Source organism: Rhizobium nepotum 39/7, from assembly GCF_000949865.1.
GTDB classification, from domain to species: Bacteria; Pseudomonadota; Alphaproteobacteria; order Rhizobiales; family Rhizobiaceae; genus Agrobacterium; species Agrobacterium nepotum.
In genome coordinates this window covers 23,948-35,929 of sequence record NZ_JWJH01000027.1, presented here as the reverse complement: position 1 = coordinate 35,929, position 11,982 = coordinate 23,948, and the positions used below count along the sequence as shown (strand labels likewise).

Below are 11,982 nucleotides of genomic sequence, written 5' to 3'. Positions count from 1 at the left end.
ACCAAAAACGGTCCAGTTTGAAGGGTTCAGATCACCACCGTCACGCTCACCCCGTTCGGCAGTGAAGCGCTCAGCCTGGCCGCACAAGACAGCCTCTTGATGCTTTTATCCAAGCTGCTGCGCTGCACCGGCAGGCTCTGATCGGGGCCGACCTGAACCGGAACGAACGCCAAAGCCGCAGGGGCAGGACTGACCTGCCTGGCCTTCTGTATCCATTTCCGCAGGAGATTGACATTAACGCCATGTTCAAGCGCAAGCCGCGATACCGAGACCCCCGGCTCAAGGCAGGCTGCAACAAGACGATCTACCGAAGCTGGGTCATATCGACGTCGTCCGTCACTACCCACAAGCCGCACCCGCAGTCTTTGCTCATCTTCTTCCATGATTTGTGTCCACCTATTTTGGTGGACACTTCATGCCTGAGAGCACTGCGCTTCAGAAGGTGCGCAGAAATTCGCGCTTACGTTACTCGCTCAAAACGCCGCGAAGGAATTCTTTACCTTCTCCAGAAATTGAGCTCTGCTCTCGGAGCTTGAGCGATCGATGTCGTAATGGGCGACGTAATTTACCGGCGCCATAGGCTTGATCTGAGATCGGAGCAGCCTGGTTACGAGTTTGCGCGGTGGATCGCCGGCAAGAAAGGCATTCATGCGCGGCGCCCCATACGTCATGACTGCGCCGAGCTTTACAATGTTGGTGAGTTTTCTTCTTACGCGCCCATCGACCAGTGTGAAGGATACGCCTGGAAGCCAGACCCGATCGAAATAGCCTTTAAGGATAGCCGGGAAGCCTAGCGTCCATACGGGTGATACGATGACAAGTGCCGACGCCTGTTCCAATCGGTCGACATAGCTCTCTACGGGCTGTCGATTGTGTGCCGTATCATAATAGCCGATGCGATCACGATAGGTCAGCACTGGATCAAAACCTTCCGCATAGAGATCGCAGTCATCAACAGTGTGACCGGCGGCTTCGAGACCATCGAGCGTCTCGCGGTGCAGGGCGGCGCCGTAACTCGAACGGTCCGGATGCGCATAGAGAACCAGAACCCTCATTCTGTGCAACCATCGTATATTATCGCACAGAATGCTTTAGGCCTCGGACCCGTATTCGCTGCGTGGCCAACGTGGCAGAAGACGAAACGGCCATGAAAGTGGTAATTCGCCATGAAAATCCCAGAAATATTTACACGCGGATTAATTCTTCAATATATTTATGCAGGCTACTAAGGTAGTCAGACCTCATCGGGCGCTGCCTCTTCGTCTTCGTTCTCGGCCGCCAAATTATTGAGGACAGTCACAATCACCTCGTCGTCAAATGATTGCAGTAGCGAAATCGCGGCGGTCTGGCATTCTTCACGTCCTTCACGGAGACCGAGATTAAATGCGATTTCCATAGCCCCCAGCAATTGGGAAAACTGTTCCGACGAAAAACTCTGGTCGGTATGAAGTTCCATGAATTTTTCTTTAGACAGGTCCAGCACTTCCCAGGCGCCGCTATCGGACTCCTCTGGAGAGACAACCGATGTGTTCGCACTTTCCAGATGGTACAGCGTGTCGAACATCTTGATGCTGAACGGGGTATTGGTCGGTTCTATCATAAAGGGCTTCCTTCAAATTATTCAGCGCGATCCCGCGAAGGCTCCTGCTAGAATTTAGCAGGAGCAAGCATGTGTGGACGGACAGGCAATCTTTGGCTGATCAGAATTTGTGCGCTATGCCGATGCTGATGACATCCTGATCGAAATCGACGTCGACGCCGGCCAATGTTGTGGGGGAATAATTATTGAAGCGATATTCGGCCCGTAGGAAGGTCGTGTCGTTCAAAGCCCAGTCGACACCCGCTCCCAGTGTCCACCCCTGAGTGAAGGCGGTGTCGTCGGGATTTTCGACATAGATGTTTGCGCCTGTCCACCCGAAAGCCGCATAGACGAGGGCGTTACCGATTTCCTCGCCTACACGCACGCGAACGGATCCGGCAAGATCTGTTCCCACCCGGGACCCGTAGAGATGGATTTCGTTCCATTTATAGCCGATGTCGCCCTCGAAACCTATCCAGCTCCGCTCTGCAATTTGCCAGTTGCGGCCCACGAACAAACCCACCTGCCTGCCCGTAGCCTCGCCAAAGTCTTCGCAGCCGCAGCTATCCGTAAAGAGGCCCTGCAGGTTGCTGAACCCGATATTTGCACCAGCATAGCCACCGTCCCAGCCGAGTTTCGGTGGGCCGCTTTCGGCAGGTGGCGTTAAAATCAAGGGTGGATCAATGAGATCTGCGGCATGGCCGTAAGAAAAAGACAAAGCACTAATAGCCATTGCCAAGGTAATGATTTTTTTCATATTTGCCTGCTCAAACAACGTGAATACAATAGAACGACGATAGCGCCATTATCGCCGCCTCATCAATTTCAATGTCGTTGCATTTGTAATGCGGGCCTGCCCATTTTAGTCGGGTTTATGGAGGCGCTGGTCCAGCACGCGACAAGAGTGCGATAACCCGTCTGCTTTCCTGCCCTGTGCGGCCAGACATGTGATGATGATTGTCCGCGCTCCGGCCCGGCGGTCAGGCTATGGGAGAGTTGCAGCTGTAACCTTTAAAGAGTTGCGATCGTCCCCAAATTGCTGATGCTGCCAGCCAATGAGCTGGACATATCGAGAATCGGTCCCGGAAGTTTCACCGTCAGGGACAGGGGCAAAAGCATCCGGTCGCGAAAGCCAATCTTGTGCGCCGCGAGTACCGAACAGAAAAAGCGGCCTTACCCCGTAAGGCGCGCACCAACTCCGGCAAAAAGGGCGGGCATAGCCCGCGTCTCATGGTGTTTGAATATATACTCATCGCGACGGATCAATTGGATCGCAATCCGCTCCATTGAGAAGTCACCGTCATTTGTGACAGAGTGCCGAGACCGAGCGCTTCACTCCGCTGTCGCCCTTGAAACTTCAGTAAAGCGGCGAAGGTTCTGAACCAGACTATTGTACATGCCGTCCGAGTCGCTTTCTTTCGATGCTTCCAGGAGCATACGACGCTTGACGACGCGGGGGTCGGCAAGGCGGCGGTGATGTTCGCGCATCGCCGCATGGACGGCCAGACGAAACAGGTTGGGGCTCAAGGGTTGCATCGCGAAACGGTAGATGCGGCCGCTGTTGATAAGATTGATGATCGTCTCGCTGCTCGGCTTTTCCGTCATGACCACCATGGTGATGGCGGGGTCAATTCTCCCGATCTCCGCAAGGACGTCGGTAATATCGACACCATCCACCTCGGCGTTGGAGACAATGACGCCAATCTGCTCATGCGTCAGGATGTCGATCGCCTCTTTCAGGCTGCGGGCAGCGTGCACGCGGTAGTCATAGCTGAACATTTCCACCACTTCCTGGCGGTCCGCGTCGCAGCCCTCTATGGCCAGCAGCTGGGAAGCCACGCTGAAGGGCGTGTTGGTGTCGTTGCCCCAGATCGGCGCGACGGTCTGCCGGATTGTCCGAGCGCTTTGAGCGGAATCCACCGCCTCGGCGATGACAGCCCGGAGTTCGGCCTGGTTCCATGGCTTATTGATGAAACGATAAACCTCGCCTTCGTTAACCGCACCGACGATGGCGACGAGGTCGCTGTAGCCGGTTAACAGAAGACGCACGGTCTCCGGCCAGCGCTCCCGCACCTGCGAAAGAAGCTGAATGCCCGTCATTTCCGGCATCCGCTGGTCACTGATCAACACGTCAACGGGGATCGTCTCCAGCACTGCGAGTGCTTCTCTCGCGCTGGTGGCCGTGTAAATTTCATATTCGCTGCGGAACATGATCTTCAGCAGCTTTACGATCCGCTCCTCGTCATCGACGAACAGGAGTACAGGCTTATCATTCATATCACTAACCTCAATTCCATGGACTGCGCAACTCACGGTCGCGGGACAGGTCCGCCGTTGTTCTTAGCCTGTTGAGAGCAATGTCTCGCTGGTGTGCGATAGTTTTGGGGTATTTGCTGATGCGAAAGACGCATCCTTCCTCGGCAAGATAAGAGTGATGACGGATCCCTTTCCAACCCAGGAATTGACGGCGATCGTGCCGCCATGGTTTTCAATGATGCGGTAGCAAATAGACAGACCCATTCCGGTTCCCTCACCGACGCTCTTTGTGGTGAAGAATGGGTCGAAAATCTTGGACAAATTCTCTTCGGGAATGCCGGGGCCATCGTCGCAAATGTCGATCTGCACCGTGTCAGAGGATGTTATCAGCGTCCGCAAGGTCAGAGTTCCGCGGCGGTTGGTAGACGCGATAGCGTCAGCCGCATTGACGATCAGGTTGAGAAAAACCTGCCGAAGCTGGGTCGGAGATCCCATGATGGGCGGAATGGAATCGAAGTCCCGCTTGATGTCCGCCACGTATTTCAGCTTTGGTTTTGCCAACAGCAACGCACTTTCAAGCCCTTCCTCGACCGAGAAAGGTTCAATCGCGCCTCTGTCCAGCCGGCTGAAATTCTTCATGGTGCGGACAAGGGTGGCGATCTCATCCAGGCCGTGCAGACCGTCACTGAGCAACATCACCACTTCCTCGTGCGATTCTTCATCGGCAACCCGGGCCTGCGCGGGTTCGGAGGTCAGGCGTTCGCGGATCAGCTCGAACACTGCCCTGACATAAGCAAGGGGCGTGTTGATCTCATGCGTGATGCCTGCGACCATCTGGCCCAGTGCGGACAGCTTCGCCGACTGCATAAGCTGTTCTTCCACGTTCTCATTCGCTTGCTGAAGCATGGCGTTATCTTTTTTGAGCTTGAGAAACCGTCGGGAAAGGCTGTAGACGAGGGTCAGAAACAGGATGAAGAGGACTGTGCTGAGCAAGATAACGCCGAGCCAGAGTGCACGTTTTGTGGCCTCGGTTCCGATGGAAAGCTCCCGAACTTGCTCCAGAATGATTTTAGCGTCCGCATCCGTTGCAACCGCATTCAATTGCAGGCTGAGATCGTTGCCCTTGATGCGCTCGCGCACCACCACGTCGACCTGTGCCAGAAGGCGGTTCAATGCATTTGCAAGGCCGGTGTCGGCCGTCTGAGCCGCGCTGCGTATTCTCGAAAGTCGCTCGTTCACTTCGCCCTGAAGCAGAGGTGTGGGCGATGTTAGAAAGCTCATCACGCTGTTCACGCTCTCTGTGATGAGGTCGGACACACGCTTGTTGCCGATCGCTTCAGCCGCCACGCCTGGATGTTCGTAACTTTCAGCGATGACGCCGGGCAGCACAGATACGGCGTTGCGCAGCATGGCGTGGCTTGCCTTTACCTGCTGAAACAACACGTTCTTCTGGGCGATGGAGGACTGATATTTGCGCAATTTTTCCGAAAGCTCGGCAAGCTCCGGGTTTGATGCGGTTCGCGCCGTCAAATCAGCCAGCCCAAGCTCAATATCCCGCGCCGTGATGGTGACATTGTCGTAATTCGGCGTGATGCCAAGCTGTAGGGCCAGAATCCCCGAGTTCCATCGGCCTTCAAGGCTGCGTAACTCCTCAAAACTTTGCTGGAATGCCGGCAGCACGTTGCTCGGTCGTTGCGCGTACCAAACGAGGGAGCTGAGTAAGCCGGACAGCAGGACCACCAACGCAACGCACCACATCCACCCCTTGCGCGAACTTGCAAATCGCTGAATTCCGTTACGGTCTGAGGCATCGTCGATAAAATCAGAAATCTTCATCCGGTCGTCCTGTCATTGTCCCGAATTGCCGACGGGGAATCCACGGTGTTCACCGGTGAGAGATTCCAGAAAAGCTTCCAGCCGAGCAACTTCTTCGGTGGACAGATCACGACCAAGCTGGTTTATGGCCATGACATTGATGGCATCGGGCAGCGTGCGGGCTGACCCATTATGGAAATAGGGGCCTGTCTTTGCCACATTGCGCAGCGATGGCACCCGGAAAACAGCTTCCTTATCGCTGATGCCCGTGGCTTTCGCCGATCCGTGGGTATTTGCGCCATCCTCGGTGCCCGGCGGAGTTCCGAATATGCCGAAAACCTGCATCATATTGCCGCCGACGTTCACGCCCTGGTGGCATGAGGCGCAGCCGTAATCTTTGAACAGACCATACCCCGCCTTCGCCTCCGCGCTGATGGCGTTTTCCTCGCCGCGTAAATAGCGATCGAAGGGGGCGTCCGGGGTGTTCAGGGATCGCTCATATTCTACAAGCGCATCCACGACGTTTTTCCTCTGCAGGCCATCGTCATAGATCGCATCGAAGGCTTTGGTCACTTCACTGTCCCGCCCCAATGACGCGATCACGTCCGGCCACTTTGCGCCCATCGTCCGTTCGATCACGCCGTCCGCCTGGTCATGCAGGGTCTTGATCTGGCCCGACCAGCTGAAAAGCGCATTCAGGCTGACATTATAAAGGGTAGGCGTGTTTATTTGGCCAGGCCAGCCCGGCAAACCGGGCGAAAGCGCGCGACCGTCCGTCAAACCAAATTGCCTCAGGTGACAGCTGGTGCAGGCCACGCCATTGCCGCCTGACAATCGACTGTCGGAGAACAGCTTCCTTCCCAGTTCCACTTTTGGGGCAATCAGTTCCGTGTGCTGGGGTACCGGTGTAATAGGCTCCCCGATATCAGCGGCTTGCCCTTGAGCGACCGAGCCAAGCATCGCCATACCCATCGCGCAACAGAGGCAACCGAAACGGGCAAGCTTCAGTAGCACCGTTTTACAGCCCTCTGATATTTTCAGCCGCAAGACCACTAGCTTTGTGTCTGGCTGACAATGGGGTTTCATTTTTGCAGGTCTCTTAAGTCTTGAGCGCGACATGTCGCCAGCTTTAGGGCAAAAGTGGCGGGGTGTCACCATACGCGCGGCGCATACCGATATGCGCGTGGCGAGTATTGTGTATTAGCCATGCTTTGATTTGATGCACGATGCCGCCTTCGAGAAGGTTGCTGTCATCGATCAAGAGCACCGCCCGCCTCGGTCGGCGTTAAGGAAATCCTGCATGTTCTCATCCTTCCCCGAACGAGCAATGCTGAGCATCCGCGGCTTGTTGCTATTTGCGTGGCTGGTGCTAATCGCCTCTCTTCTTTACGATCCATTTTCGGCGCAATGGACCCACCCGGACACCACCGGTCCGTTCGGCGTCAGTTCAACCCCCGTTATGGTGCAGGGCCATGTGCTGCCCAATCAGCCATATTCCATGGGCAGCCGCATGTTCTGGACGATGATCGTTCCGCTATTGCCGCTTTTCCTGATGGTTTTTGGACATGAGGCATGGCGTCGTATCTGCCCCCTATCGCTCGCATCGCAAATTCCGTCATATCTCGGTCTTCGCCGCCGCCGCAGTGCGCTGGAGCGTCGAACCGGGCTGATAAAGCGAACGATACCCCTTATCAAGCGCGATGGCTGGCTGGAGCGTAACAGCTGGTACGTGCAGTTTGGGCTGTTGTTTTGCGGTATTATCGCACGCCTTCTTCTGATCAACACTGATCGTTACGCGCTGGCGATCGCACTTTTATCCGTGATCGGCGTTGCCATGTTGACGGGCATGCTCTGGGGCGGAAAAACCTGGTGTAATTTTTTCTGCCCGGCAAACGTCGTTCAAAAAATCTACACCGAACCGGGCGGGATTTTGGAAAGCAGCCCGCATTTTTCGCGTCCGGCGCTACCGCAGTCGATGTGCCGCAAGCCAAGCGACAAGGGGGACATCAGCGCGTGTGTCGCCTGCAAAGCCAATTGCGGCGATATAGATTTGCAGCGCTCCTATTGGAGCGGCGTCACGGCTATCCCGCGCCGCAACGTCTATTACATGTTTTTTGGGCTGATTATCGGGTTCTACGGGTTCTATTATCTCTATGCCGGAAGCTGGGATTATTACTTTTCAGGCATATGGACGCATGAGGAAGACGTTCAGGCGAAGCTCCTGCAGCCGGGCCTCTTTATCCTCGGATATCTTATTCCAATCCCAAAGATATTGTCTGCGCCGTTGGTGCTGGGGCTGGCCTGCGCTGTCAGTCTCGTTCTTGGGCGCGGCCTCGAGGCGCTGTACCGGAAAATCCGCTCGCGCGAACCGGGTATGACGGAACAGCTTATCGTCCATCACTGCCTGTGCGTCAGCGCCTGGGCCTCCATCAACGCTTTTTATCTGTTTGGCGGACGCCCCAATATTCTGCTTTTGCCGCCGCTTGCCGGCCGGGTCGTGGATATCGCCATCGTCGCGCTGACAACGATCTGGCTGCGGCAGGTTCTTCTGCAAACCCCGGAACGTTATCAGCAGGAAGGCATGGCATCCGGCCTGCTGAAGCAGCTCAAGACCATGAAGCTGGATGGATCGTCCATCCCGGATGATAGGAAGATTGAGAATCTGCGCCCAAGTGAAATTTATCTTCTGGCGAAGGTCCTCCCTAATTTTTCGCAGCAGCAAAAGCTGGATGCCTATAGCAAGATGCTGGAGGAACAGATTGCGAAAGGCACGACGGGGGGAGAAACATCCCACAAGCTGCTCGAAGATTTCCGCAAGCAACTGAACATTACCGAAGAAGACCATAATAATCTTCTCGACGCGCTCGGATATAGCGAAGATTCAAGCATATACCAGGTCAGTCTGAGTGCGGAGGAAAAGGCGACCTCCATTGCCCAGTATCGCAGCATTCTGGAAAAAACCGTAACTGAGCGAATGGAAAAGGGCCAGACGGTGGCCAATATCCTGGCGCTTGAAGCGGTGAAGTCCATGCTGACGGTCATGCGGCAAAGCCTGCAGGTGAGCGACGGCGAACATGATGCCGCCCTCGCGGCGCTGTTTTCCGGCGGTATCGTCAGCGAGGAGATGAAAGACAGCCTCGAGGCGCTTGTCCGGCACAAATCGGTGCGCCTGTGTCTCGAACGGGCGGAAGTGTACGATCCGCTCGGCAGTTCCCTGACGGATGTGTTGCTCGATTATCTCGAGGAGCGGGAGCAGGTGTTGTTCAGCACGGCGCTTGGCCTTCTGCGCAATTTCCTCGACACGCCTGAAACGTGCCGGATGGCCGATGATCTGGCGGCCCTTGCCGGACCGCGCCTCAAGCTCATGCTGCGCCAACCCGTACCTTCCGATCCCGACATGCGCTGGCGGGAGGTCTTTCCACCGGAGGTTCTGGAGAGACTTCAGCAAATGCAGGGCGCCGGGGAAACGGAGAATGCGGCCCACCACCGCGCGGTTTCCAGCAGTCGCGATATCGAGCAGAACCTGCTTGAAGTGTTGACGCTGGAGGATCCGACCATCCGGGCTATCGGCTTGACGGTATTCAGCTATATGGCGCCGGAGCTGGTAGGGAACGTGGCGCGGGGCTTGCTGGAAGAGGCGGATACGCGGCAGCATGCCATGCTTTACGCCGTCGCCAAGCATGTCGGAGGGCTGGAAACACCATCGCAGTCCGATGGTGTGGCGGTAACGCTCCGCGCCACCGTGAATACGGCGAGCGGCAGCCAGATCCTGTGCCTCGACAAGCGTGTCGTCACACTCGGCCGGGCCGCTGACAACGACATCAGCATCTCAGATCCCGCGGTGTGGACTTACCACGCCGAACTCAAGGCGGAGCACGGCGAAGTCCGCCTCATGCGTGTGGATGACGCGATCGTTTTTGTGAACGGCTTACAGGTTCACAATGAACCTGTGGCCGTCACGCGACGGAGCACCATCCGTTTCGGCAGCGTGGAGGCAAACGCCCCATGCGTGATGATTGACTGGGATAACGAGATCGAGACGGGGGATATGGTTCACATTCATCCTATTCACCGTCTTGCCATTCTCGCGCGCCACAGCAAGTTGCGTCGGCTAAATCCGACGGAGCTGTCCGCGCTGGCGCTTGAGTCCCGCGCTGTAAAGTATCGTCGAGGCGACCGGCTGGAAGCAAGAACCGGCGAGCAGCGTTTTTTCCTCGTGCATACCGGAGTGGTCAGGCTTTTCGATCCGGCCGGTATGAGCTTCGTGCCTGGGGTCTCCTATGAAGCCGGGGATTTGTTCAGGTTCGCACCGGGGGCGGTGGATTCCCCTTATTTTCCCGAAACGGAAAGCGACATTTCCGTTTTGCTCGATGTTCCGGCTCGCCCCGAGGTCGAAATTTGCGCTGTGAGCCTGCAGATCGGTGAACGTTCGGCACAAAGCGGCCGCGTCATCCATTCGGAGCCGACAAACGAGAATATTTGATAGTTTTTTTAATAAAGAAAGTATTGCTATGAATACGAATGTTTCCGTTGAGCCGCAAAACGCCTCCATTTTCATTGCCCGGCTCGCCTTTTCCATGTTCGTGTATGTGGCCGATGTTGAAAAGGACATCACCGCCCAGGAAGTTCGTCGTTTCCAGACCCTGCTTAAGGAGACGGCGTGGAGCGAAAATCTCGATCTTCTTGCAGCTTTCGAAGAGCTGCGGGAAAAATACTCGACGTTCTGGAGCGCCTACGAGGATGGCCGTCTCGCGGTGACCGGCGCGTCGATCGGCGAAGCCATGACGCAAGTGAGCCTGCTGGTCGGTGAGACCAGGGACAAGAAGCTGCGCAAGGACCTCAGCCGCTTCCTGGAGCGACTTGAGGGAGGGATTTACGGCGTAAAACTTCTTCAGGGAGACCAGAAAGCGAAGGCGCAGGCGCGCAAGGAGCTGCATCGGATTGTGGGCCATGTGCCGGAAAATCCGCCAAAGCCCGCGCTACAGCCGGAGGTTACGAGACCCGCCTTGCCGGCGCGCGCGCCGGAAGCCAAGGCCCCGGTTCAAAGCCCGGCACCGGCTGCGGTCCCCGTTTCGGCCTCGGCGCAGGCTACCGGAATCCGTCTCTGGCAGGCGGGCAAGACGCGTGTTCGTTGCGTCTCGATTGTTCAGGAGACCCACGATACCAAGACCTATAATTTCGTGGCCGAACCGCAGGTCCTGTTTCATTTCAAACCGGGGCAATTCGTAACCATTGAGATTGACCTGAACAGTCAGATCCTGCGACGCAGCTACACCATTTCGTCGTCACCCTCACGACCCTACCTTTTGTCGATTACGGTCAAGAAGGTGCCGATGGGCTGGATGTCGAACTGGCTGTTTGAAAACATGACCGAGGGGATGGAATGCACCGTCAGCGGCCCGGCGGGCAAATTTACGTGCGCTGATCATATGACGCCGAAAATGCTGTTCCTGGCCGCAGGCAGCGGAATTACGCCCTGCATGTCCATGCTGCGCTGGCTGGTGGATACGCCAACCTCCACCGACATCGTTTTCATCAACAGCGTGCGCACGCCGGCGGATATCATCTTCCATCAGGAGCTGCTTTATCTCAGCACACGGTTGGGTTCGCGGCTGCGTCTTGCGATCCTGCCCGGCGCGCCGTCGCCGGGTCTGCCCTGGAATGGTCCCATCGGCTCTTTGAACGCGGATTTGCTGCGGGCCTATGCCCCGGACTACCTTAAACGCGAAGTGTTCACCTGTGGACCGCCAGGCTTCATGGACTTTGCGCGATCTCTTTTGCAGAAAATGGATTTTCCGTCTCGGCATTATCATCAGGAGAGTTTCGGACCCGCTGGCCCGGCGACAGCTGCGACCCAGGCGGCACCGACTGCGCCCGTATCGCCTCCAGCTCCGACTCCAAAGCCCGCCTTCGTTGCATCGACCACGGTGGCGAGCGTTGAGGCTCCCAAACCCAGTCCCGCGGTGATTGCGCCGCGCGCCATCTTGCCGCCGCCGGCCAGCATTGCCCCTGCCGCCGGTGCCGGTGCCGCCAAGGGCGCCCCGAATATCGAGATAAAGCATAGCGGTCAGCGGTTTGTGCCGGAGGCGGGACAAACAATATTGGAAGCAGCCGAGGCAAATGGCGTCAATCTTACCCATTCATGCCGGGCAGGGGTGTGCGGCGCCTGCAAAATGCGTGCGGTTTCAGGCGAAGTCGAGATGGATGGCGGGCATTGTTTGTCGGGCGACGATCTGGCGGACGGCCTGGTGCTGACCTGCGTTGGCCGCGCCCAGGGCGATGTTGTGTTGTCATTGCAGTAGCCGAGGATGAGGATTGCAAAAACCTAATTT

Annotated in this window: 9 protein-coding genes; 2 read left to right on the top strand and 7 right to left on the bottom strand. The window is 56.6% G+C overall.

The window, feature by feature from the left end:
• Window positions 1–26 precede the first annotated feature (26 nt).
• The 7 genes from tnpA to RS75_RS22050 all read right to left on the bottom strand — a co-directional run bounded on the left by tnpA (window position 27) and on the right by RS75_RS22050 (window position 6,616).
• Window positions 27–383: an IS66-like element accessory protein TnpA gene (tnpA, locus tag RS75_RS22080; protein ID WP_045024482.1), complete on the bottom strand. Its 357-nt coding sequence runs from the start codon at window positions 381–383 to the stop codon at window positions 27–29.
• 90 nt (window positions 384–473) lie between these two features.
• Complete coding sequence (locus RS75_RS22075) at window positions 474–1,055, bottom strand: NAD(P)H-dependent oxidoreductase (RefSeq protein ID WP_045024480.1); 582 nt, start codon at window positions 1,053–1,055, stop codon at window positions 474–476.
• Between the two features lie 179 nt (window positions 1,056–1,234).
• Window positions 1,235–1,600, bottom strand: a complete 366-nt coding sequence (locus tag RS75_RS22070) for a hypothetical protein (protein WP_045024478.1) — start codon at window positions 1,598–1,600, stop codon at window positions 1,235–1,237.
• Window positions 1,601–1,700: 100 nt separating this feature from the next.
• Window positions 1,701–2,336, bottom strand: a complete 636-nt coding sequence (locus RS75_RS22065; protein WP_084687161.1) for an outer membrane protein — start codon at window positions 2,334–2,336, stop codon at window positions 1,701–1,703.
• A gap of 575 nt (window positions 2,337–2,911) precedes the next feature.
• Window positions 2,912–3,856, bottom strand: a complete 945-nt coding sequence (locus RS75_RS22060; RefSeq protein ID WP_045022961.1) for a response regulator — start codon at window positions 3,854–3,856, stop codon at window positions 2,912–2,914.
• A 63-nt stretch (window positions 3,857–3,919) separates the two neighbouring features.
• Window positions 3,920–5,671, bottom strand: coding sequence for an ATP-binding protein (locus RS75_RS25205; RefSeq protein WP_084687160.1), 1,752 nt, complete (start codon window positions 5,669–5,671; stop codon window positions 3,920–3,922).
• A gap of 12 nt (window positions 5,672–5,683) precedes the next feature.
• Window positions 5,684–6,616: a cytochrome-c peroxidase gene (locus RS75_RS22050; RefSeq protein WP_160297201.1), complete on the bottom strand. Its 933-nt coding sequence runs from the start codon at window positions 6,614–6,616 to the stop codon at window positions 5,684–5,686.
• A 334-nt stretch (window positions 6,617–6,950) separates the two neighbouring features.
• On the opposite strand from RS75_RS22050, the gene RS75_RS25200 reads away from it, so the two are divergent.
• Window positions 6,951–10,133, top strand: coding sequence for an FHA domain-containing protein (locus RS75_RS25200; protein WP_160297200.1), 3,183 nt, complete (start codon window positions 6,951–6,953; stop codon window positions 10,131–10,133).
• Window positions 10,072–11,952, top strand: coding sequence for a hybrid-cluster NAD(P)-dependent oxidoreductase (locus RS75_RS22040; protein WP_152643182.1), 1,881 nt, complete (start codon window positions 10,072–10,074; stop codon window positions 11,950–11,952). Before RS75_RS25200 ends, RS75_RS22040 begins: the two co-directional genes overlap by 62 nt.
• The last annotated feature ends 30 nt before the right edge of the window (window positions 11,953–11,982 follow it).

What these genes read in the sequence shown, in the direction of transcription:
- RS75_RS25200 (WP_160297200.1), top strand. Translation starts at nt 6,951, where the DNA reads ATGTTCTCATCCTTCCCCGAACGAGCAATGCTGAGCATCCGCGGCTTG.
- RS75_RS22065 (WP_084687161.1), bottom strand. Translation starts at nt 2,336, where the DNA reads ATGAAAAAAATCATTACCTTGGCAATGGCTATTAGTGCTTTGTCTTTT.
- RS75_RS25205 (WP_084687160.1), bottom strand. Translation starts at nt 5,671, where the DNA reads ATGAAGATTTCTGATTTTATCGACGATGCCTCAGACCGTAACGGAATT.
- RS75_RS22060 (WP_045022961.1), bottom strand. Translation starts at nt 3,856, where the DNA reads ATGAATGATAAGCCTGTACTCCTGTTCGTCGATGACGAGGAGCGGATC.
- RS75_RS22050 (WP_160297201.1), bottom strand. Translation starts at nt 6,616, where the DNA reads ATGGCGATGCTTGGCTCGGTCGCTCAAGGGCAAGCCGCTGATATCGGG.
- RS75_RS22075 (WP_045024480.1), bottom strand. Translation starts at nt 1,055, where the DNA reads ATGAGGGTTCTGGTTCTCTATGCGCATCCGGACCGTTCGAGTTACGGC.
- RS75_RS22070 (WP_045024478.1), bottom strand. Translation starts at nt 1,600, where the DNA reads ATGATAGAACCGACCAATACCCCGTTCAGCATCAAGATGTTCGACACG.
- tnpA (WP_045024482.1), bottom strand. Translation starts at nt 383, where the DNA reads ATGGAAGAAGATGAGCAAAGACTGCGGGTGCGGCTTGTGGGTAGTGAC.